This is a genomic window from Rhizobium sp. BK251, assembly GCF_004345245.1.
Taxonomy (GTDB): domain Bacteria; phylum Pseudomonadota; class Alphaproteobacteria; order Rhizobiales; family Rhizobiaceae; genus Rhizobium.
Genome location: NZ_SLUQ01000001.1, coordinates 1 through 19,866 on the forward strand (window position 1 = coordinate 1; position 19,866 = coordinate 19,866).

The following is a 19,866-nucleotide window of genomic DNA, read 5'->3' on the forward strand; positions in this document are numbered from 1 at the left end:
AGCGAGGTCATCGGTTCCTGGAAGATCATCGCCGCGTCCTTGCCGCGCACGGCGCGCATCTCGCGGTCGGAGAGCGCAAGGATGTCGCGGCCGCCCAAACGGATCTCGCCCTCGATGCGGCTCGCACCCTTCGACAAGAGCCGCATGACCGAGAGCGAGGTGACGCTCTTGCCCGAGCCGCTCTCGCCGACGATCGCCACCGTCTCGCCCGGCATCACCGCAAACGACACGTCCCTCACCACCGGCCGCCACTCCCCGTCCACCAGGAACGACGTCGTCAGATGCGAGACAGACAAAACTGGCGTCGCGGGCGCAGGTTGTCCTTCGGGGGAGATGGCGGTGGTGTTCATGACGTTCCCTTGTTCTTCTTGTTCTCCGGGCCGCGGCTTTGCCGTCTGGCCCGTTCCGAAGCGGCTTCCCAAGGCCGCTCCGGTCAGTTCTTTCAGCCCGCCCGAGCCACGGAGCGTGCGGAGAGGGTTATCTTCGGCTCGAACGAGAAATCCTTGTCGAAGGGGTAGGTCGGGCGCTGCTTGCGCAGGCGCGGCAGGCGCTCGACGAACTGGTCGACGACGCCAGGCGAAAGCGCCATGAGGTTCGGATTGGCGATCGGCGCCAGTTCCGGCGAAAGATAGCCGGATTTCACCACGATGATCTTCGCCTTCTGCGGGTCGAGGCCGAGCCGGGTGAAGTCGACGATGTTGTGGTAGGGGCGGCGCTTTGCGGAGAGCACGAGATCGATGCCGCCAATCGAAACCACCGCCTGGCGATCCGAGGGCTCGCTGGTGTCGAGGAGGAACTTGACGGTGAAATCGGCCGTCACCGGCTTGCTGCCCTCGGTGTCGAGCGACGCACCGACGGTGAGCGTGAGCTTCGCGCCGACACCCGCCGAATAGCATGCTTCCGCCGCAGCCTTGTCGGCGATGCCGGCGAAGACAACGCCTTCGGCCCCTTTCGCGATCAGTTCGGCAAGCACGTCCGCCCGATCGCCGACACCGCCGCCGGTCGGGTTGTCGCCGGATTCGGCGAGCACGACCGGTCCGGTCTTGCTGGCGACCGCCTTTGCGACGCATTCCTCGAGCGAGCCGGTCTCGCAGCCGAAGACGAATTCCTCGCGCGCGTCCCAATAGGCCTTGGCGACACGTCTGGCTTCGCGCGCCAGCACCGCGCGGTCGGTGCCGGTCAGGATTGCGGCCGCGGTTGCGCGCGGTTCGTCCGCCCAGACATAGCCGACCATCAGGGACGCATCCCAGATGCCGTCGATTTCATCGATCTCCGGCATCATGGCGTAGAGGCTCTTTGCCGGCTCATCGACGGTGCTGGTGCGCTCGCCCGGAAGCACGACCGGGATCGGTGCCCAGAGAAGCAGCGGTTTCACCCCCGTCTTCAGGCTCTCGACCAGCATAGCGACGGAGCGGCGCATCGTCTCCTCGACGTCGATATGCGGGGCCGTGCGATAGGTCGAATACATGTCGAGCGCATCGATGATGCGCTGGGTGACGTTGCCGTGCAGGTCGTAGCTCGCCGAGACGGTGCAATCGTCGCCGACCACTTCGCGCGCTGAACTGATCCAGTCGCCCTCGGCATCTTCCATGCCTTCCACATACATGGCGCCGTGCATGGCGAGATAGAGGCCGTCGAGCGGCAGGAGTGCCTTCAGCCCTTCCAGGAATTCCGTCTTGAAGGCCTCATAGGTGGCGCGGGCGACCGGGCCGCCGGCGATGGCGCGCGCGTGGACGGTCGGCAGGAATTCGGCGTCGTAGTCCTTGAGGAAGGCAAAATAGGGTGCCGCCAGGAGGCCTGCACCGCGCACCACGCGAAAGTCCTTCTCCTCGTTCAGGACCGGATTGTAGGTACTGCATTCGATATGAATGCCGCCGACGGCAATTCGCATGGGAAACCTCAGTTCAAATTGGGACCGATCAGAAAATTATGGGCAGCAATGCTGGCCGCGCCCCGCGACCAGATATCCGTGTCGACCAGCCGCGTGCGGATCGGCGTCTGGCCCGCATAGCGCGGCAGGACGTTCGCCTCGATCGACTGCTGCATGACCGTACCGAACAGGCCGTCGAAGGAGCCCTCGACGTGGGTAATCAGGATCATGCCGGGATCGTTCATCTGGATCAGGTGCGCGATCGCGAGCCCGAGCGCTGCACCCGACTTATGCAGGATGCGGATCGCCGATGCGGTGCCGCCGGCCGCCACCTCCTCGAGCTCCGAGATGGAGGTGCACGACAGCCCCTCGGCGCGCGACATTTCCTTGATCGCCTTCATCGAGGCGATGGTATCGAGGCATCCGCGCTTGCCGCAGCGGCAGGGCAGGCCACCGAGCTCGATCGTGCAATGGGCGATTTCGCCGGCGCCGCCGTGATTGCCGCGATAGAGCTTGCCGTCGACGAAATGGGCGCAGCCGATGCCGTCACCGAGCGAGACGACGCTGAAGTTCTGCATCTCGCGGGCCGTGCCAAAAAGCTTCTCGCTGACCGCAATCGCCTTGGCATCGTTTTCGATGAAGGTCTCGATGCCGGTCTTTTCACTGACGATCTTTGCGAGCGGCACATCCTGCCAGCCGAGCAGGGTCGACTGAACGCAGTTTGCCTGCTTTTCGTCGACAAAACCGGAGAGCGCAATCCCGATGCCGGAGAGCTTTTCGGCGATGTCGGGTCGCCCGTCGAGAAGCTTCGGCAGGCATTCCTTGATGAGGTTAGCGATCGCGACCGGATCCCTCGAGAAGGGCATGGTCTGGCGGGCGATGATGTTGCCGTTAAGGTCGCTGAGGACCATCGGTGCGGGATCTTCCAGCAGCGACACGCCGACGAAGAAGGCGCATTCCGGCCTGAGATCGAGGAGGACGGAGGGGCGTCCCTGGCCGTACACGGTCTCCGTCTCGTGCAGGACGCCGAGATCGATGAGGTCTCGGGCAAGTCCGCTCATCGCTGCCTTGCTGAGGCCCATCTGGAGCGCAAGGTCCGTCCGGCTCAGCGGGCCGGACCCGCTGATGACGCGCAGAAGCTGGCGTTGGGTGGAAGTGAGCATGGACGATGACTCGCTCGGTCGCTATTTCGGCTTGACATTAAGTTCAGAAAGTGAACAAATCAACCTCAATAAATTACAAAAGTGATCTAAGTCCGCTGTTGTCGAACCTTGGATGAAAGACCAACTAAAGGGTGAACGCAATGATGATTTTCCAGAAAAACCTAATGAAAAGTCGCAGATTTGCGCTGAGCTGTGCCGTCGCGGGAGCGCTTCTGGCACCGGTCTCGGCAATGGCAGCCACGCTGACGGTCATGCAGACCGAAGCACCGCGCTCGATGGATCCGGGCGATCAGACCGCCACCTTTACCGCGGCCGTGCTGGACCCGATGTATGAGGGCCTGCTTGCTCGCGCGTCCGATCTTTCGCTCAAGCCGGCGCTCGCGACCGAGTGGTCGAGCGATGACGCGGGCCTCGTATGGACCTTCAAGCTGCGCGAAGGCGTCACCTTCCATGACGGAACGCCCTTCAATGCGGACGCCGTCGTCAAGAATTTCGCCCGTCACCTCGATACCAAGCGCGGCCTGGCCGCGAGCGGTCGTCTGCGCACCTTCATCGACGGTGTCTCTGCCGTCGACGACAAGACCGTGCAGTTCAAGCTCAAGAAGCCCTATCCTGCTTTCCTCGCGCTGCTGTCCACCGGCCCCTGCCTGATGGTCAGCCCGACGGCCGATGCGGCCGGCACGATCGGCAGCAAGGCCGTGGGCACCGGTCCTTACAAGCTCGCTGAATACAAGTCCGGCGAGTATGTGCTGGAAGACAAGAACCCGAACTACTGGGGTGGTGCACCGAAGGGTGCCGACGAGATCAAGTGGACCTGGACGTCCGAGCCCTCTGTCATGAATATGGCGCTGCAGACGGGTGATGCCGATATCGTTAACCCGCTGCCGCCGGCCTTCGCTGCCCAGGTCGATGCCAACCCGGAGATGAAGCTCAACAAGTCCGACGGCTCGGCCGTCTTTTGGGTCTCGCTCAACACGAAGCTGAAGCCGCTGGACGATGTCCGCGTGCGTCAGGCGCTGAACTATGCGACCGACCGCGAGGGCCTCGTCCGCGCGATCATGCAGGGCTACGCAACGCCCGCCAACTCGCCGCTGGCACCGGTAACGCCCGGCTACGACAAGTCGCTGGCGCCCTACAGCTACGATATCGAGAAGGCGAAGCAGCTCCTCGCCGAGGCCGGCTATCCGGACGGCTTCGAGATGTCGACGATCGTGCAGGAGCCTGAGGCGCGTATCGGCGAACTGCTGCAGGCCATGTGGGCCAAGGCAGGCGTCAAGCTCGATGTCCGTCGCATGGAAAGCGGCGTCTGGTCGAAGGCCGCTTTCGCGGACCCCGCGGGCAAGCAGGCCGACAATATCGGCTCGGTCATCGCCTCCTGGTCTTCGGGGGTGAACGGTGCTGACCTGCAGTTCCGTCCGCTCTACCATTCGGCAAGCTCTTCTCCGGCCGGCGCCAACCTCGGCTTCTTCAACGATCCGAAGCTCGACGCACTGGTCGACAAGGCTGCCTCCACGCTGGACGAGCAGGCGCGCAACGCGATCTATGTCGATGCCCAGAAAGAGGTCAACGAACAGGCTCCGCATGTGCTGCTCTACACCACGCAGGACCTCTATGCGGCCCGTGCAAACGTGAAGGGCGCATGGCTCGTTCCCGGCGGCCTGGTTATCGCGAAGGAAGCAACGAAAGAGTAGAACCGATGAGTGGGAGGGGCGACAATCGCCGCCCCTCCGCTTCGGTGGAAATGACGGTCTGATGAAAGCCTACGTCGCCAAGAAACTGCTCGCGTTGCCGCTGATCCTGATCGGCGTGTCGCTGCTGGTCTTCGTTGCCATCCGTGCGCTGCCGGGCGATCCGGCCCGCATGATGGCAGGCCCCGAGGCGACGCAGGAAGCCGTCGACAACATGCGCGCCCGCCTCGGTCTCGACCTCAGCATCCCGGAGCAATATGCGCAATTTGCCTATGGCGCGGTCCGCGGCGATCTCGGCACCTCGCTGAAGTCGAAGCTTCCGGTGGTCGCCGAAATTGCCGAGCGCATGCCCTTCACCATCGGTCTTGCGATTACCGCCTATCTGCTGGCGATCGCGATCGGTGTGCCGGCCGGCATGATCGGAGCCATCTACCGGCACGGCTGGCCTGACCAGGCCGTCATGCTGCTTGCCATTGCCGGCGCCTCGATCGCCAATTTCTGGCTGGCGCTGATGGCGATGAACACATTTTCGGTCGGTCTCGGCTGGCTGCCGCTCCTCGGCGCGACCTCATGGAAGAGCTTCGTGCTTCCCTCGATCACACTTGCGGTCCTGCCGATGGCGGTGATTGCGCGCATGACACGCTCCAGCATGATCGAGGTCCTGGCGCAGGATTATATCCGCACCGCACGCGCCAAGGGCGTACCGGCCCATTCGATCTACTGGAGCCATGCGCTGCGCAACGCGCTTATCCCGATCGTCACGATCGTCGGCCTCAATTTCGGCAGCCTCATAGGCGGGGCGGTGGTCACGGAGTCGGTTTTCAACTGGCCGGGCATCGGCCGCTTGCTGGTGGATTCCGTGCGCTATCGCGACTATCCCGTGATCCAAGGGGTGACCCTGGTTGCCGTCACCGGCGTGGTCCTGATGAATTTCCTTGCCGAGATTCTGATCGCGGTGCTCAACCCGAAGATAAGGTTCGACTGATGGCGGTGGCGCATTCAAACGGCGAGGCCATCGGTCGCAGGAGCCGCTCCCGCAGCGCCCTGCGATGGATGCTCCAGCACCGCAGCGTGACGATCGGCGCAGTGCTGATCGGCATCGTCGTGCTGCTGGCGGCCTTCGCGCCGCTCGTCACCGCGGCCGATCCCTATGCGCAGGACCTGATGTCGACGATGTTGCCGCCCTCCTGGGAGCACCCCTTCGGCACGGATGACAATGGCCGGGACATTTTTGCGCGAGTCCTCTACGGCGCGCGCATATCATTGCTCGAAGTGGTCCTCAGCGTCGGTCTTGCCGTCCTTGTCGGTGTGCCGCTCGGCATCATCTCCGGCATGACGGGTCGCTATGTCGACCAGGCTATCATGTGGTGCATGGATATCCTCTTTGCCTTTCCCGGCATCGTGCTTGCAATCCTGATCGTCAGCGTCCTCGGCACTAGCCTCGTCAACCTGTTGATTGCAATTGCCATTTTCTCCGTGCCGGTTTATGCCCGCTTGAGCCGCAACATCACGCTCAGCCTCAAGAACATGGAATATGTCGAGGCGGCGATCTCGCTCGGGATATCCCAGTACCGCATCATGACGCGCTATATCCTTCGCAACGCCATCGGGCCGATCATCGTCCAGTCCACGCTGACGGCGGGCACGGTCGTGCTCTCGGCGGCGAGCCTTTCCTTCCTCGGCCTCGGCGCGCAGCCTCCGCTTCCGGAATGGGGCGCGATGATGAGTGACGGCCGCAATTATCTGGGTCTCAACATCTACATGTCTCTCTTTCCAGGCCTCGCCATCATGCTGACGGTGCTCGGCTTCAACATACTCGGCGATGGCCTGCGAGACCTTCTGGATCCACGTCGATGAGCGCCCTCGAAATCACCGCTCCGCTTCTCCAGGAGCCGCAGGGGGAAAAGCCTGTCTTCTGCGCCGACATCGGCGGCTCGTTCATCAAGTTCGGCGTCTCGCCGGCGCCGGGCCGGCTGGTCCTGCTCGAGAAGATTCCGACGCCATCGACCTCGTGGGACGGTTTCGTCGGGACCCTTTGCGACCTCATCCAGCGCAATGCCGGATCGGGCATCGCGCTCTCGCCATTTGCGCTCTCCATCGCGGGGCTTGTCGATCCGGTGACGGGCGCCGCCACTTCTGCCAATATTCCTTGCGTGACCGGCCATCGGTTGAGCGAAGAGCTCACGGAGCTCATGGGACGGCCGGTCCTTGCCGGCAACGATGCGGACTGTCTGACGCTTGCAGAGGCCAACGAAGGAGCCGGTCGCGGCCATAGCGTCGTCTTCTGCGCCGTTCTCGGCACCGGTGTCGGTGGCGGTCTTGCTGTCGATGGCAGGTTGGTGCGCGGCGCCGGCGGCGTTACCGGCGAATGGGGTCACGGGCCGATCCTCAATACCACCGTCGATCTGGAGGACGGCAACGGCCGCATCTTCATTCCACGCTTTTCCTGCGGCTGCGGCCAGGCGGGCTGCGCGGATACGATCGGAGGTGCGCGCGGCATTGAGCGCTTGCACCGCTTTCTCCACGACAAGGACGAGAGTAGCCATGCTATTCTCGGAAGCTGGCAGCAGGGGGATGAGGCAGCCTCGCGTACCGTCGCCGTCTATCTGGACCTGATGGCGGATCCTCTGGCACTGGCAGTCAATCTGACCGGTGCTTCGATCGTTCCCGTCGGAGGCGGGCTCGCATCGGTCACGCCGCTGATAGAGGAAATCGACAAGGCCGTGCGCCGCCGGATCCTGCATCGCAGGAATGAGCCCCTGGTCGTGCCGGCTGAGCGGCTCGACGATGGCGGGCTTCTCGGTGCTGCCGTGCTCGGCCGTCAGGGGGAGGCGCAATGACCGTGCTCTTGGAAGTCTGCGTGGACAGCCCTCAGGGCTTGGTAGCGGCCATCGCCGGCGGCGCCGGCCGTATCGAGCTCTGCTCGGCTCTCGAACTCGGCGGGCTGACGCCGGTTGCCGGCCTCATGAAGGCCGCGGCCGCAGCACCCATTCCGATCTATGCAATGATCCGCCCGCATGCCGGGCCGTTCATTTTCGATGCTGCCGATGAGGAGGCGATGCTGGCCGATATCGATGCCGTGCGTGCCTTCGGCCTTGCCGGCGTGGTGATCGGCGCCAACCGCCCGGATGGCACGCTCGACATGCCGCTGATCCGTCGCCTGAAGGCCCATGCGAACGGCCTCGGCGCGACGCTTCACCGCGCCTTCGACCTAGTGCCGGATCCCGATACTGCATTGGAACAGGCGGTTGAACTCGGCTGCGAGCGCATCCTCACCTCCGGCTGCGTGCCGAAGGCAATCGACGGCCTGGAAACGCTGAAGCGGATTTCCGCCAGGGCGGCGGGCCGTATTTCGATCATGCCCGGCAGCGGCATCCGGCCGGGCAACGTCGCTGAAATCCTGCGCGCCACCGGCGCCACAGAGGTTCACGGTTCCTGCAGTTCGCCGGTCGCCAGCCAGGATCCGCGCGCGGCATCATTCGGCTTCGAGCCGCCGATCTCAAACCGCACCGACATCTCCGTAGTCAGGCAAATGCGCCAGGCGATCGACGCGCTCTAGCCGCCGACTTTGATGACGGCCTTGATGAGGCCGCCTTTTTCATGGGTCCACCGTGCGAGGTCGGGCGGTGTGTCTTCGAGCGTCGTGCGGTGTGTGATCAGCCTGTCCACAGGGATGAGCCCGCTGGCGATCGAATTCATGACATGCTCGAAATCTGCGCGAAGCGCATTGCGGCTGCCAATCACCATCATTTCGCGCTTGTGGAATTCGGGATCGGAGAAGCGGATCTCTTCCTTGACGACGCTCACGAAGACCAGCGCTCCGCCATGGGCGACATAGCCGAAGGCTTTCTCCATGGAGGGGGCGTATCCGGTTGCGTCGAAGACGACGTCGAATCCCTCGCCGTCGGTTTTTGCCTTCACTGCGTCCGCGGCACCGCCATCGGCAACGATGCCGGAAGAAAAGCCGAAACGCTCCGCGGCCATCTGCAGCCTTTCGGCGCTCGTGTCGAGCAAGGTGACGTCATGGCCGGCAATGCGTGAGAAGAGCGCTGTCCCCAGCCCGATCGGGCCTGCGCCGATCACCAGCGAGCGTGCTCCAGCACCTGCAAGGGAGCGCCGTACGGCATGGGCGCCGATCGACAGGAATTCGACCGTCGCCGCCGCTTCGAGGCTCAGGCCCCTGGCGGGGTACAGGTTGGTCGCCGGGGCGCTGATCTCCTCGCAGAAGGCGCCGTCCCGGTGAACGCCGAGCACCTGTATCGCCGTGCAGCAGTTGGGCTTGCCGTTCCGGCAGGCGACGCATTTTCCGCAGGCGAGGTAGGGATTGACGACGACCGCAGTTCCGGCTGGGAGGTCGACGCCGTCTCCCGCTTCGATAACCGTCGCCGAGATTTCATGACCCATGACGCGCGGATATTCGAGGAAGGGATGCTTGCCCTCGAAGATGTGATAGTCCGTTCCGCAAATGCCGACATGGCTTACCGCCAGTCGCACCCAGCCGGGCGCGGGCGCGCCGGGGGAGGGGCGCTCCACGAGTTCGAGGACGCCGGGTTCTCTGCAAAGCACCGCTTTCATGATGGATCTCGCATTTCAAATTGAAGAAGCCGGCTCTTCAGCGCCGGCTTCCTATGCTGGCGTGCCCTCAGGGGTTACGGCGGCGGCGCAGCTGGTCGAAGTAGACGATCACGATGATCAGAAGACCGGTGATGATGCGCTGCCAGAAGGAGTTGACGTTCAGCAGGTTGGCGCCGTTGTTGATGGTCGCCAGAATGAAGGCGCCGATCAGCGGGCCATGGACCGAACCGACGGCGCCGAACAGGCTGGTTCCGCCGATGACCGAGGAGGCAATTGCCTGCAACTCCCAGCCATCCGCCTGCGTGGCGTTGCCGATCGCGATACGAGAGGCTAGCAACACGCCGACGAAGGCCGCGAAGGTCGCCGAAAGGATGTAGGCCATGTAGATGATGGCGTTGATGCGAACGCCCGACAGACGTGCAGCTTCGCGATTGGAGCCGACCGCGAAAAGGTAGCGGCCCCAGCGGCTGAGATGCAGGAAGATGTAGGATGGCACGGCCACCAATATGACCATCCAGAACAGGCTCGGCACGCCGAGGAAGTCCGCACGGGCAAAGTTCGTGAAGGGCTCGTTGACGATGTTGATCGTCGATCCGTTGGTGATGAGCAGACCGAGGCCGCGTAGCGACGTCAGCGTTGCGAGCGTGATGATGAAGGGCGGCAAGCCCATGCTCACGATGCCGAAGCCATGGAACGAACCGATTGCGACGCCGATCATCAGCGTGATCAGGATCGCGGCCCAGAGCGGTACGCCGGCCTGCAGGAGCCACGCAATGATGACGGTACAGAAGCCCACGATCGCACCGACGGACAGATCGATGCCGGCGGTGATGATGACGAAGGTCTGACCGAGGGCGAGGATGGCGGTCATCGCCCCCTGCCGAAGCAGGTTGCTGATGTTGAGCGGCGTCCAGAAGCTCGCGGTGACGATGCCGAGCAGGACCCAGAGGAAGAGAAGCAGGCCGATCAAGGTCAGGCCGAAAAGGATGTTTACTTTCCGGCGCGGTGGCGGTGCGGCGATCTCTGTGGGGGTTGCGGTCATTGGCTCTCTCTCCCTCTCATTCTCTTATTCAGACGCCGATCGCTTCGCTGAGCACTTCTTCATGTGTCGCCGCGTGGTAATCGTGGCTTGCCACCAGCTGGCCGCGACGGAACACATGCAGTCGGTCGGCAAGTTCATAAACTTCAGGCAGGTAGGACGAGATCAGGATGATGCCCGCGCCGCCCTTCAGCAGCTTGGCGAAGAGGCGGTAGATTTCGGCCTTCGTACCGACATCGACACCGACAGTCGGCTCGTCGAAGATGAAGAGCCGCGCGCCATGGCTGAGCCACTTCCCGATGACGACCTTCTGCTGGTTGCCGCCGGACATGCTCGACACGAGGACGCGGCGGCTCGGGGTCTTGATCGAGAGGTCACGGATCTGCTGGTCGGCGTTCTGCGATTCATCGCGGTGGCTGATGACCGGGCCTTTGCTGAGCCTTCTGAAGACTGGCAGGTTGATGTTGAGGCCGATCGGCAGATTGAGGCAGAGCCCCTGGTCGCGCCGGCTTTCCGGGGCCAACGCAATACCGAGCTCCATCGCCGTGCGCTCGTTCCTGATGTCGACCTTCTGGCCCATCCAGTGGATCTCGCCGGCTGTCGTCTTTTCACGGCCGTAGAGCCCGAGAGCGAACTCGCTTCGTCCTGCGCCGATCAGTCCATAGAGCCCGACGATCTGGCCGGCCTTTACAGTCAGCGACACATCGTCGAAACCGGGACCGGAGAGCCCGCGGACGTCGAGGATCGTCTCTCCGATCGGGATCTCCTCCTTGTGGTAGATCTGCTCGATGGAGCGGTTGATCATCAGGGCGATCAATTCCGCCTCGTTGGTTTCGCCTATCGCCCGCGTGCCCACATGGGTGCCGTCGCGCAGCACCGAGACACGGTCTGCAAGCTCGAACACCTCTTCCATGCGGTGGCTGATGTAGACGATCGTGACGCCTTCGCCTTGCAGACGGCGGATGAGCTTGAAGAGCTGCGCCGATTCCTGTCGCGTGAGATAGGCCGTCGGCTCGTCGAAGATCAGGAACTGGGTGCCGCGCATGGCGGCGCGGGCGGTAGCGACAAGCTGCTGCTGGCCGATCGTCAGGTCGCTCAGCGGCACACCGGCGGGCAGCCCGAAGCCAAGATCGTCGAGCACGGCCTGCGCCATCTTTTCCATCTGCTTCTTGCGCATCAGGCCGTACCGGTTGACCTCGTCGCCGAGAAACAGATTGGCTGCGACGGTGAGGTGCGGGCAGAGCACGACCTCCTGGTGCACGGCGTTGATCCCACGCGCGATCGCCTCGTTGGGCGTCGCAAGCGCAACTGGATGGCCGCACCAGAAAATCTCGCCGGCGGTCCTGGTGATGACACCGGTCAGCAGCTTGATGAGGGTGGACTTGCCGGCACCGTTCTCGCCGACGATCGCGTGAATCTCGCCTGCCAGGAAGGTGACAGTCGCGGGCTTGAGCGCCTGGACGTAGCCGTAATTCTTCTGCAATCCCCTGAGTTCGAGGATCGGCGCCCCTGCGGGAACGCGGTTTGCCTCGCGCAGCGTGGCGCTGTCGTCATGGCGGTGGGCGACCTCTTCGAGTCCGCTCATGGGCTTCTCCTCCTCTGGCGAATGCCGGTCTCTCCACCCGTCATCCGTCTCCCCAGACAGACGATAGCACAGGTGAAGAAAAGGCCGCGCGGGATTTCGCTCGCGCGGCTATTGCTTGTCCTTACTTGATCTTCGGATTGATCAGAGCATCGATCTTCGGATCACTCATGTTCGCCTTGGTGACGAGGTTCGCGCCGGTATCGACATTTGCCGGCACCGTTTCACCCTTCGAGACGGCGAGCGCGGTCTTGATGCCGTCATAGCCCATGCGGTAGGGATCCTGCACGACGAGACCCGCCAGCGCGCCTTCCTTCAGGAAGCCGACCGTCTTGTCGTCGCTGTCAAAGGCGATGACCTTGATCTTGTCGCCAAGCTTGTTCTCGGCAATCGCCTGGCCGACGCCCTGCGCCAGGATCAGGTTCGAGGCGAAGACGCCGATGAGGTTCGGATTGGCGGTAATCAGGTCGGTCATCATGTTGAGACCGGTCGTTGCCTGGCCATCACCATACTTGTCGGCGATGACCTTGAGGCCGGGATACTTGGTCTTGACCTGATCCAGGAAACCTTCGCGGCGCTGCTCGAGCGAGCCGACGCCCGGAAGGTTGGTGAGGATCACGACTTCGCCCTCTTCCTTGCCGGTCATTTCCTTGATGGCTGCGGCCAGACCGTCAGCGGCAATGCGGCCGCCCTGGACGTTGTCGGTCGTCAGGAACGACTTGAAGGCCTTTGAATCCGCACCCGAGTCGATGCCGACGATCGGAACGGACTTGGCGGCCTCATCGATCGGCTTGCCGAGCGCCTTGAATTCTGTCGGCGAGATCACGACTGCTGCGGGCTTGCCGGCGACCGCGTTCTCAAGGATGCTGATCTGGCCGTTGATGTCTGCTTCGGACTGCGCGCCGAGTTCCGGCACGTTGACGCCGAGATCTGCGCCGGCCTTGCGGGCACCAGCGAGCACGATCTGCCAGTAGAAGGACGTCGTATCCTTGACGATGATCGGTATCGTCACGTCCTGCGCAAAGGATGCGGCAGGCATCATGGATGCGAAAACTGCCGCGCCCGCAAGACCGGTGAAGGTGCGACGGGAAAGAATGGATTTCATGCTCATTAGTGGTTCTCCTCTCAGGTGCGTTCTCTCCTCCAAGTAAATCGCACCGCCGAACGCATGCGGACGATTTTTATCGATAAAAAACATTTTGGCGCGAAGCTAGCCGAGGCTCCATCAAATTGCAAGGGTACCCTTCGGGCTAGATTTTCGGGCGAAATACCTCCAAGTATCTGTGTTTGATGCCCTTCATTCCGTGGGATCCCTAACCGGAATAGACCTCGTGTGGGTGCACGACGCCCTTCTTCAGGATGAGATTTCCGTAAAGCCGGAATTCGGTGGTCGCGACGATATAGGCGGCGTTGCGGGCGCGCTCGTAGAAGGCGAACCTTTCGAGCGGCACGATGGGAAAATCGCCGGCGCGCTTGGAAACAACATCCTGGAACTCAACGCAAATCTCCGGGACCGCCGCCGGATCTCCGACCACCTCCATGCGCCAGACCGCATCGGGAACGAAGGTATCGAGCGGCATATGCGTGAGGATCGCCTCGGTCATGGCGACTGCATCCACGCCGTCGGCGCGGATGACCTCGGGCCCGAGAAAGGTTGACGGAAAATTGGCGTCGGCGATTACGATCTCGTCCGCATGACCCATGGTGCGAAGCGCGAAAAGCAGGTCCGGGCCAAGCAGTGGGTGAATTCCCTTCAGCATTTCTTTGCTCCTTCGATCTTCATCAAACTCTCACCGCCTCTTCGCCAAGCGGCGGCGCTACGAGCGTGAACGCCTCGAAAGCGTCATAGAGGTCGTCCGGCAGCGGTTGCGCGGCGAGTGCCATGTTGCGCTCGAGGCTCGAGGCCTTTGCGGTTCCTATAAGCACCGACGCGACGGCGGGGTGGCGAAGCGTGAAGTGCAGGGCCGCGGCGGCAAGTGGCACGCCGTGGCGTTTCGCGATCTCTTCCATCGCCCCGACTTTCGCGAGCACCTCCCGCGTAGCCGGCATGTAGTCGAAAGGCGCTCCCGGGACTGGGCCAGTCGCGAGGATGCCGGAATTGAACACGCCGCCGATGACGAGCGAGGTTTTCGTCTTCTCGCAAAGCGGCAGGAGCTCGGCGACAGCCGAGCGGTCGAGCAGGGTGTAGCGCCCGGCTAGCAGGATGCAGTCGATATCGGCATTTCTCATCACATCGAGGCAGACCGGCACCTCGTTGACCCCAAGACCGAATGCCTGGATCGCGCCTGACGATTTCAACTCCTCCAGGGCCCTGACGCCGGAATCAAGGAACTGCTTCAGATGGAAGGCATTCCTTTCCGCGCCATGCGTGTATCCGCCGATGTCGTGGACATAGACAATGTCGATACGGTTGAGGCCGAGGCGCGCATAGCTGAAATCGACCGACCGCATGATCCCGTCATAGGAATAGTCGTAGTCGGCATCGAAGGAGAGCGGGTCGACATAGCTGTAGTCCGGAACGGTTCCGCTGGGAACGGGCCGCAGCAGCCGACCGACCTTCGTCGAAAGCACGTACTCATTCTCGGGTTGGTCGCGCAGGAAGTCGCCGACGCGCCGCTCAGCCAACCCAAGACCGTACCAGGGCGCTACGTCGAAATAGCGGATGCCAGTATCCCAGGCCACCTGCAAGGTATCCATTGCCTGCTCGCGCGGACATGCGCGATAGAGACCGCCTAGGGCTGCCGCGCCGAAGCTGAATTCGGTCACGGCCAGCGCGGTGCGGCCGATCTGTCTCTTCCTCATCATCCCTCCTCGATGACGGTTGGCGGCCTGTCTTAGAGCGTGGCTCCCAGGTGCCAGGGAACGAACTCGTTGTCTCCGTACCCGAACTCTTCGCTCTTGGTCTTCCTGCCCGAGGCAGTCTCGACGATCAGTTCGAAGATTTCCCGGCCCTTGCCGCTGATCGTGGCGTCGCCCGTGGCGATGGTGCCGCAATCGATATCCATGTCCTCTTCCATCGAGTTGTAGAGCGCCGAGTTGCTGGAAAGCTTGATCGACGGCGCCGGACGACAGCCAAAGCAGCTGCCCCGCCCGGTGGTGAAAGCGATCATGTTGGCGCCGCCTGCAACCTGGCCCGTCGCCGAGACCGGATCGTAGCCGGGTGTGTCCATAAAGACGAGGCCGTGTTCGGTCACACGCTCGGCATATCCGTAGACGGCTGTCAGCGGCGAGCGCCCGCCCTTGGCGACGGCGCCGAGCGACTTTTCAAGGATCGTGGTGAGCCCGCCGCGCTTGTTGCCCGGAGAGGGGTTGTTGTCGAGCGACGCGCCGTGCATCGCCACGTACTTTTCCCACCAGGCGATCTTCGCGTCGAGCTTGGCGGCGACCTCGTCGTTGACGGCACGGCTGCGCAGAAGGTGCTCCGCGCCGTAAATCTCGGAGGTTTCCGAAAGAATGGTGGTTCCGCCGGCAGCCGCCAGGATGTCGGAGGCTGCCCCGAGCGCCGGGTTGGCGGTGATGCCGGAAAAGCCGTCAGATCCGCCGCATTGCAGGCCGATGATGATCTCGCTCACGGAAATCGGCTCGCGCCGTGCCCGACCCACTTCCTCGGCAATCTCGCGCAGGACGCCCATGGCAAGCGCGACCGCGCGCCGCGAGCCGCCGGCGTCCTGGATATTGAAGTGCCGCTTTGCGGCGCCTGCGCCGCTCTGGCCGTAGAGCGTCAACTGGTTGACCTCGCATCCGAGCCCGATCATCAGCACGCCGCCGAAATTCACATGGCGGGCATAACCGGCCAGCGTCCGGTGCAGCACGGCCATGCCGTCGCCCGTCGAACTCATGCCGCAGCCCTGGTCATGGACGATCGGCACGAAGCCGTCGATGCCCTCATAGTGCGGCAGGATGGTCCGGTTTGCCTGTTCGGCGATTGCCCGGCAAACAGTGGTGGAACAGTTCACGCTGGCAACGATGCCGATGTAGTTGCGGGTCGCCGCGCGGCCGTCGGCACGCCTGTAGCCCATGAAGGTGCGCGCCTTGTCTTCGGCGGTCGCGACTTCGGGCGTGGCTGCCGCCGTTGCGGCAAGACGATCGTTCTCGAAGTGCAGGTTCTGGCTGTGCACGTGATTGCCGGCCTTCACGTCCGCCGTCGTGCGGCCGATCGCCTGACCGTATTTGACGACCGGCGTGCCATTCGGAATGTCGGTGAGCGCCACCTTGTGGCCGGGGTCGATCTTGTCCAGAACCGAAATTCCATTCGCGATCACCGTGCCGGGCTCGATCGCGGCGGTGGCCACGGCGACGTTGTCGCCGGCCGACAGAATGATCCAGGGCTGCCTGTTCAATCTCTTCTCCCTACGCGGCCGACGTTGTTCAGGGTGTGGCCGCATTGATTTTGTTTTTTATCTACAATAAACATTTTCAAGTCAACGATGAAAGTTTCGTTGAGGGGCCGGAGAGGCAAAGCGCCGCACGGAAGGACAGGCAATCCGGAAAATGTGCCCGGATCATGGCTGTCGTCCTGACATGCTTCGCAAGTGGTGGCCGAACCGGGAGCGAAAGGCGAGGTTTACGGATGGCTAGGCAGAACACGGTCTTCAAGGAGGCGTTCAACCGCTACGCCGCCGTGTTGAAGACGGATGCCGCTCTTCCCTCCGAGCCCGAGATCGCGGCGCAGCTCGGTGTCAGCCGGAGCACGGCGCGCGCGATTCTGACCCGCCTCAGCGACGTCGGCATCATCCGCTGGAACAAGCGGCAGAAGATCGTCCTGCGTGAGCCGCGCAGCGAAGAACTCTTTCCCGCAGAAGAGACCGATTCGCTCCACGACATCATCGAGCGCGCTTTCATGCTGCGCATTCTCTCCGACGATGCGGAACCCGGCATGCAGATCAATGAGCTGGAACTGGCCCGCGAGATCGGCATCGGCACCACCAGCGTGCGCGAATTCCTCATCCGCTTCAGCCGGTTCGGGCTCATCGAAAAGCGACCGAACAGTCACTGGACACTCAAGGGCTTTACCCGTGAATTCGCCCTCGAACTCGCCGATGTCCGCGAGATGTTCGAGCTCCATTCCGCGGCCGAATTCGGCAGGCTGCCTCCGGACCATCCGGCCTGGGCGAGCCTTGCGGAAATCAAGCATGAGCACCGCGAGCTTCTTGCCGATCTCGACGCGCGCTACCGGGATTTTTCCACGCTCGACGAACGCCTGCATCTCCTGATCCACCGGGCGTCGAGGAACCGGTTCATCGCGGACTTCTATGACGCCATCGCCGTCGTCTTCCACTATCACTACCAGTGGAACAAGGCCTTTGCGCGCCAGCGCAACGAGCGCGCACTGCATGAGCATCTCGACTATATCGAGGCGTTGGAATCACGTGATACGGCAAGGATCGACAGAACCTGCCGCACGCACCTTACTTCGGCGCGACAGACGTTGCTGCAGTCGATTCCCGCAAGCGCCGCCGAAGAGCGCCAGGAAGGCTGACCGCGGCGAAGCGCTTTCGCGTTTCGCTATCCCGAGGCTAAGCTTCCGTGGAGGAGGTCGTGTCGGGCGAGGGGGATTCTGAGTCGACGTTTTCGCAGAGAATATCGAGTGGCGTCTCGTTGATACGGGCAATCTGCTCCGTCAGCTTCAGAAGCTCGGCCTGGATTTTAGCCATGTCATTTCCAGCGTCTTCCATGGGCACCCCCCCTTGTGCCCAGCCCCGCGAAAAAAATAGCGGTAACCCAAGTTCCGTCAAGTCCATGACGGCGATTGCGCTCAATTCTGCGCCTCGCTCCTCGAGCGGAACGGAAACTTGCGCCCGCATTCGCAGCGGATGATGTAGGTTTCCTGAAAGTTCGAAGCGCGCTGCGGAAAAAAGCCCCTTGGCATCCGGTCGACGGCAAAGGCCGGATGAGGGCGTGACGAATGGTCATCCTCCGAGGCTTCTGCGAAGCCCATGTTTCCGCATTGTGGGCAGGTAAGCTTCTTCGAAAAACGGTCGCGTGCCGCCATGGCATTCTCCTTTACGCGGGCGAATGCTTTACAAGGCAATTACGCGCGCGGAAAGGCATTTGCGCATCCTCGCTGAGAAAGCGCATCGACTATAGTGTTGCTGGGTCACTCGCCGAAGCGTGCCATCTCGAAGCTGTTCGCAGGCAGCGGCAGACGCGATGTCTTCTCCGATCTGTCCCAAATATGAAGGTTCAGGATGATCGCGATCATCGCAGTCGCAGCGACTGCATAGCCGACGGCATATATCGTTCTATTTCGCATGCCGGTCACTCCTGTCGCCTCTCAAACGTTCGAGCGCAGCGAAAAGTTCCGCCACGAAGCGATTCTGTGCCGTACTGGGTCCTGTCCTGGCCGATACCTGATAGAAAACGCCCCGCTCTGGGGAAGCGGGGCGACCGGGAGGAGTGCTGATCAGGGGAGCCAGGACGGCGACCCGGCAAGGCGCCGTACATGACAATTGCAGGATAGGGCGGAATACAACTTGGCGAAATCGTAGATATTTAGGGTTTTCCTTGCGATGGAACCAATATGTGACAATCGATCTAATTATTTCGGGTGACGCTTCGTCTGCGGGCGCTGATTCCGCGGACAAATCGCCGTTCGATGTACGCTGGCGTGCAATTTCGGGAAGGCTTAGGCTATGGGAAAGCGCCAAAAAGAATGGGTGCGCTTTCGAGCAGGGCCAGAGGAGATGCCGGATGCATTCAAGGACAGCCTCTTGTTCCTGCGGTCAATTGACGATCGAAGTCCACGGAGAGCCGCGTGGTGTCGGTGTCTGCCATTGCCTCGCCTGCCAGCGTCGCACCGGGAGCGTCTTTGCCGCTCTTGCCGGCTTCGCGCCACCCTACAAGGTCTCGGGCGCCGCAACCGAATATGTTCGCGTCGGCGACCGGGGCGCCAAGTTCACCTTTCGCTTCTGCCCCGTCTGCGGCACCAGCGTCTTCCACACCGAAGAAGGCTACGAGGATAGATATGTAAGCGTTGCAGTGGGCGCTTTTGCAGACCCGACGTTCCCGCCGCCGGAGGACTCGGTCTATGACTCGCGCCGGCACCCCTGGGTGCAACTGCCGCCGGGCATAACGCGCTACGAGACAGATCCCGACTGACTGGCACTTTTGAGTTTGCGTACAGCCCCGTTTCCGGCGGCAAGGAGCAGATTGTCTGGTCTATACGCCAAGCATCGCGTCGATTTGCGCAATGAGCGCCGCATAGGTTTCGATGTGGCGGCGATACTCGGCGACAATGTGCTCGGTGATGTTCGCAAGGGGACCGTCGCCCTCCTGCCGGAAATGCTGAACGCCGTTCTCCTCCATTGTCCTTAGTTGGTCCTCATATTCCATGATCTTCAGCTGGTAATCAGAGCGCAGGTCTTGCAGATCCATTTCACCCTCCGACGGGCAATGAGATGATAATGTTGGAAGGCATTGGCGCTGCCCGCCGACGCCTCCGATAAGTCCAATCTATCACGTCCGCCGCACCGGAGCTTGGAAAGTTGGAGCACGGCGAGCGATGGCGCCCCGCCAGCACACAGAACAACGTGTCATCAGGGTGACGGGTCGAGAAAGCGGCAGACGATGCCGCCTGCTGGTCGATCGCGTCGACGATGCGGTCGGATAACAAGGCCATTTCCGCGTCCGGGATGCTCCTGGGATGAGTGCGGCAATTCTCGACAGCGTTATCCGAGCAACTTCAAGCGATCTGCATGCAACGCGCCCTGTCTTTCGGTCAAGGCACGGAGCGACGCCAACTGCTCGTCGGTCAGATGCTCCTTCTTGGCGATGATTGCTTTGATCTCGGTCTCGATCGCGTCGTATTCTCTGCCAATGCTCTCGAATTCGACAGCGTCCTGTTCTGAGAGTCTGCGAGCAGTCATATCAATACCCGAGCTTGTGGTTTGCAATCATGGCGACGATGGGGAAAGTAGTCTCAAGCGCGGAATGAGCAAGGCCGGTCATGA

General features: G+C 62.4%; 22 protein-coding genes and 1 pseudogene. 8 read left to right on the forward strand and 15 right to left on the reverse strand.

Annotated features, from left to right (window positions below; all coding sequences use genetic code 11):
* The 3 genes from EV286_RS00005 to EV286_RS00015 form a co-directional block, all read right to left on the reverse strand.
* Positions 1 to 350, reverse strand: a 350-nt coding sequence (locus tag EV286_RS00005) for an ATP-binding cassette domain-containing protein (RefSeq protein ID WP_132954953.1), incomplete at its 3' end; no start/stop codon positions are given.
* Between the two features lie 92 nt (positions 351 to 442).
* Positions 443 to 1,891: a M81 family metallopeptidase gene (locus EV286_RS00010; protein WP_132954954.1), complete on the reverse strand. Its 1,449-nt coding sequence runs from the start codon at positions 1,889 to 1,891 to the stop codon at positions 443 to 445.
* A gap of 8 nt (positions 1,892 to 1,899) precedes the next feature.
* A complete protein-coding gene (locus EV286_RS00015) occupies positions 1,900 to 3,033 on the reverse strand; it encodes an ROK family transcriptional regulator (protein ID WP_132954955.1) in 1,134 nt (377 codons plus the stop codon).
* A 164-nt stretch (positions 3,034 to 3,197) separates the two neighbouring features.
* Between EV286_RS00015 and EV286_RS00020 the strand changes: the two genes are divergently transcribed.
* The 5 genes from EV286_RS00020 to EV286_RS00040 all read left to right on the forward strand — a co-directional run bounded on the left by EV286_RS00020 (position 3,198) and on the right by EV286_RS00040 (position 8,280).
* Complete coding sequence (locus EV286_RS00020; RefSeq protein ID WP_165932755.1) at positions 3,198 to 4,724, forward strand: ABC transporter substrate-binding protein; 1,527 nt, start codon at positions 3,198 to 3,200, stop codon at positions 4,722 to 4,724.
* 61 nt (positions 4,725 to 4,785) lie between these two features.
* Positions 4,786 to 5,706: an ABC transporter permease gene (locus tag EV286_RS00025; protein ID WP_132954957.1), complete on the forward strand. Its 921-nt coding sequence runs from the start codon at positions 4,786 to 4,788 to the stop codon at positions 5,704 to 5,706.
* Positions 5,706 to 6,578: an ABC transporter permease gene (locus EV286_RS00030; RefSeq protein WP_132954958.1), complete on the forward strand. Its 873-nt coding sequence runs from the start codon at positions 5,706 to 5,708 to the stop codon at positions 6,576 to 6,578. The genes EV286_RS00025 and EV286_RS00030 overlap by 1 nt, the downstream gene beginning before the upstream one ends.
* On the forward strand, positions 6,575 to 7,561 hold the full coding sequence (locus EV286_RS00035; RefSeq protein ID WP_132954959.1) for an ROK family protein: 987 nt from the start codon (positions 6,575 to 6,577) through the stop codon (positions 7,559 to 7,561). The genes EV286_RS00030 and EV286_RS00035 overlap by 4 nt, the downstream gene beginning before the upstream one ends.
* The gene (locus EV286_RS00040) at positions 7,558 to 8,280 is read left to right on the forward strand and encodes a copper homeostasis protein CutC (RefSeq protein WP_132954960.1); all 723 of its coding nucleotides are present in this window, start codon (positions 7,558 to 7,560) and stop codon (positions 8,278 to 8,280) included. Before EV286_RS00035 ends, EV286_RS00040 begins: the two co-directional genes overlap by 4 nt.
* Here the strand turns inward: EV286_RS00040 and EV286_RS00045 are convergent.
* The 7 genes from EV286_RS00045 to EV286_RS00075 all read right to left on the reverse strand — a co-directional run bounded on the left by EV286_RS00045 (position 8,277) and on the right by EV286_RS00075 (position 16,257).
* The gene (locus EV286_RS00045; RefSeq protein WP_132954961.1) at positions 8,277 to 9,296 is read right to left on the reverse strand and encodes a zinc-binding alcohol dehydrogenase family protein; all 1,020 of its coding nucleotides are present in this window, start codon (positions 9,294 to 9,296) and stop codon (positions 8,277 to 8,279) included. The genes EV286_RS00040 and EV286_RS00045 overlap by 4 nt on opposite strands.
* Positions 9,297 to 9,363: 67 nt before the next feature.
* Positions 9,364 to 10,338 (reverse strand): ABC transporter permease, encoded by a 975-nt coding sequence (locus EV286_RS00050; RefSeq protein ID WP_132954962.1) that lies wholly within the window; start codon positions 10,336 to 10,338, stop codon positions 9,364 to 9,366.
* A 28-nt stretch (positions 10,339 to 10,366) separates the two neighbouring features.
* Positions 10,367 to 11,920 carry a sugar ABC transporter ATP-binding protein gene (locus tag EV286_RS00055; RefSeq protein ID WP_132954963.1) on the reverse strand — a complete coding sequence of 518 codons (1,554 nt, stop codon included), beginning with the start codon at positions 11,918 to 11,920 and terminating at the stop codon, positions 10,367 to 10,369.
* A 121-nt stretch (positions 11,921 to 12,041) separates the two neighbouring features.
* Positions 12,042 to 13,028 (reverse strand): ABC transporter substrate-binding protein, encoded by a 987-nt coding sequence (locus EV286_RS00060; RefSeq protein WP_132954964.1) that lies wholly within the window; start codon positions 13,026 to 13,028, stop codon positions 12,042 to 12,044.
* A 202-nt stretch (positions 13,029 to 13,230) separates the two neighbouring features.
* Positions 13,231 to 13,677 carry an RbsD/FucU domain-containing protein gene (locus EV286_RS00065; protein WP_132954965.1) on the reverse strand — a complete coding sequence of 149 codons (447 nt, stop codon included), beginning with the start codon at positions 13,675 to 13,677 and terminating at the stop codon, positions 13,231 to 13,233.
* 22 nt (positions 13,678 to 13,699) lie between these two features.
* Entirely contained in the window at positions 13,700 to 14,719 is a 1,020-nt protein-coding gene (locus EV286_RS00070) for an aldo/keto reductase (RefSeq protein WP_132955685.1), read from the reverse strand.
* Positions 14,720 to 14,751: 32 nt separating this feature from the next.
* Positions 14,752 to 16,257: an altronate dehydratase family protein gene (locus tag EV286_RS00075; protein ID WP_132954966.1), complete on the reverse strand. Its 1,506-nt coding sequence runs from the start codon at positions 16,255 to 16,257 to the stop codon at positions 14,752 to 14,754.
* A gap of 230 nt (positions 16,258 to 16,487) precedes the next feature.
* Between EV286_RS00075 and EV286_RS00080 the strand changes: the two genes are divergently transcribed.
* Positions 16,488 to 17,396, forward strand: coding sequence for a GntR family transcriptional regulator (locus EV286_RS00080; protein ID WP_132954967.1), 909 nt, complete (start codon positions 16,488 to 16,490; stop codon positions 17,394 to 17,396).
* A 37-nt stretch (positions 17,397 to 17,433) separates the two neighbouring features.
* On the opposite strand, the gene EV286_RS31835 is transcribed toward EV286_RS00080, so the two are convergent.
* From EV286_RS31835 to EV286_RS31840, 3 genes are all read right to left on the reverse strand, one after another.
* A complete protein-coding gene (locus EV286_RS31835) occupies positions 17,434 to 17,571 on the reverse strand; it encodes a hypothetical protein (protein WP_165932756.1) in 138 nt (45 codons plus the stop codon).
* Positions 17,572 to 17,672: 101 nt separating this feature from the next.
* Positions 17,673 to 17,909: a hypothetical protein gene (locus EV286_RS00085; protein ID WP_132954968.1), complete on the reverse strand. Its 237-nt coding sequence runs from the start codon at positions 17,907 to 17,909 to the stop codon at positions 17,673 to 17,675.
* A gap of 105 nt (positions 17,910 to 18,014) precedes the next feature.
* The gene (locus EV286_RS31840; RefSeq protein ID WP_165932757.1) at positions 18,015 to 18,170 is read right to left on the reverse strand and encodes a hypothetical protein; all 156 of its coding nucleotides are present in this window, start codon (positions 18,168 to 18,170) and stop codon (positions 18,015 to 18,017) included.
* 437 nt (positions 18,171 to 18,607) lie between these two features.
* Here EV286_RS31840 and EV286_RS00090 point away from each other — a divergent pair, with 437 nt between their 5' ends.
* A complete protein-coding gene (locus tag EV286_RS00090) occupies positions 18,608 to 19,015 on the forward strand; it encodes a GFA family protein (RefSeq protein ID WP_132954969.1) in 408 nt (135 codons plus the stop codon).
* Positions 19,016 to 19,075: 60 nt separating this feature from the next.
* Here the strand turns inward: EV286_RS00090 and EV286_RS00095 are convergent, their stop codons facing one another.
* The gene (locus EV286_RS00095; protein WP_132954970.1) at positions 19,076 to 19,291 is read right to left on the reverse strand and encodes a hypothetical protein; all 216 of its coding nucleotides are present in this window, start codon (positions 19,289 to 19,291) and stop codon (positions 19,076 to 19,078) included.
* A gap of 110 nt (positions 19,292 to 19,401) precedes the next feature.
* On the opposite strand from EV286_RS00095, the pseudogene EV286_RS32350 reads away from it, so the two are divergent.
* Positions 19,402 to 19,583 (forward strand): annotated as a pseudogene (locus EV286_RS32350) (hypothetical protein); the annotation flags it as partial.
* Position 19,584: 1 nt separating this feature from the next.
* Here the strand turns inward: EV286_RS32350 and EV286_RS00105 are convergent.
* Positions 19,585 to 19,782, reverse strand: a complete 198-nt coding sequence (locus EV286_RS00105; RefSeq protein ID WP_132954971.1) for a hypothetical protein — start codon at positions 19,780 to 19,782, stop codon at positions 19,585 to 19,587.
* Positions 19,783 to 19,866 lie beyond the last annotated feature (84 nt).

Excerpts from the sequence above, each read along its gene's own strand:
- EV286_RS00065 (WP_132954965.1), bottom strand. The coding sequence starts at position 13,677 with ATGCTGAAGGGAATTCACCCACTGCTTGGCCCGGACCTGCTTTTCGCG.
- EV286_RS00040 (WP_132954960.1), top strand. The coding sequence starts at position 7,558 with ATGACCGTGCTCTTGGAAGTCTGCGTGGACAGCCCTCAGGGCTTGGTA.
- EV286_RS00070 (WP_132955685.1), bottom strand. The coding sequence starts at position 14,719 with ATGAGGAAGAGACAGATCGGCCGCACCGCGCTGGCCGTGACCGAATTC.
- EV286_RS00045 (WP_132954961.1), bottom strand. The coding sequence starts at position 9,296 with ATGAAAGCGGTGCTTTGCAGAGAACCCGGCGTCCTCGAACTCGTGGAG.
- EV286_RS00085 (WP_132954968.1), bottom strand. The coding sequence starts at position 17,909 with ATGGCGGCACGCGACCGTTTTTCGAAGAAGCTTACCTGCCCACAATGC.
- EV286_RS00105 (WP_132954971.1), bottom strand. The coding sequence starts at position 19,782 with ATGACTGCTCGCAGACTCTCAGAACAGGACGCTGTCGAATTCGAGAGC.
- EV286_RS00060 (WP_132954964.1), bottom strand. The coding sequence starts at position 13,028 with ATGAGCATGAAATCCATTCTTTCCCGTCGCACCTTCACCGGTCTTGCG.
- EV286_RS31840 (WP_165932757.1), bottom strand. The coding sequence starts at position 18,170 with ATGCGAAATAGAACGATATATGCCGTCGGCTATGCAGTCGCTGCGACT.
- EV286_RS00095 (WP_132954970.1), bottom strand. The coding sequence starts at position 19,291 with ATGGATCTGCAAGACCTGCGCTCTGATTACCAGCTGAAGATCATGGAA.
- EV286_RS00080 (WP_132954967.1), top strand. The coding sequence starts at position 16,488 with ATGGCTAGGCAGAACACGGTCTTCAAGGAGGCGTTCAACCGCTACGCC.
- EV286_RS00030 (WP_132954958.1), top strand. The coding sequence starts at position 5,706 with ATGGCGGTGGCGCATTCAAACGGCGAGGCCATCGGTCGCAGGAGCCGC.
- EV286_RS00010 (WP_132954954.1), bottom strand. The coding sequence starts at position 1,891 with ATGCGAATTGCCGTCGGCGGCATTCATATCGAATGCAGTACCTACAAT.
- EV286_RS00020 (WP_165932755.1), top strand. The coding sequence starts at position 3,198 with ATGAAAAGTCGCAGATTTGCGCTGAGCTGTGCCGTCGCGGGAGCGCTT.
- EV286_RS00050 (WP_132954962.1), bottom strand. The coding sequence starts at position 10,338 with ATGACCGCAACCCCCACAGAGATCGCCGCACCGCCACCGCGCCGGAAA.
- EV286_RS00090 (WP_132954969.1), top strand. The coding sequence starts at position 18,608 with ATGCATTCAAGGACAGCCTCTTGTTCCTGCGGTCAATTGACGATCGAA.
- EV286_RS00035 (WP_132954959.1), top strand. The coding sequence starts at position 6,575 with ATGAGCGCCCTCGAAATCACCGCTCCGCTTCTCCAGGAGCCGCAGGGG.
- EV286_RS00055 (WP_132954963.1), bottom strand. The coding sequence starts at position 11,920 with ATGAGCGGACTCGAAGAGGTCGCCCACCGCCATGACGACAGCGCCACG.
- EV286_RS31835 (WP_165932756.1), bottom strand. The coding sequence starts at position 17,571 with ATGGCTAAAATCCAGGCCGAGCTTCTGAAGCTGACGGAGCAGATTGCC.
- EV286_RS00025 (WP_132954957.1), top strand. The coding sequence starts at position 4,786 with ATGAAAGCCTACGTCGCCAAGAAACTGCTCGCGTTGCCGCTGATCCTG.
- EV286_RS00015 (WP_132954955.1), bottom strand. The coding sequence starts at position 3,033 with ATGCTCACTTCCACCCAACGCCAGCTTCTGCGCGTCATCAGCGGGTCC.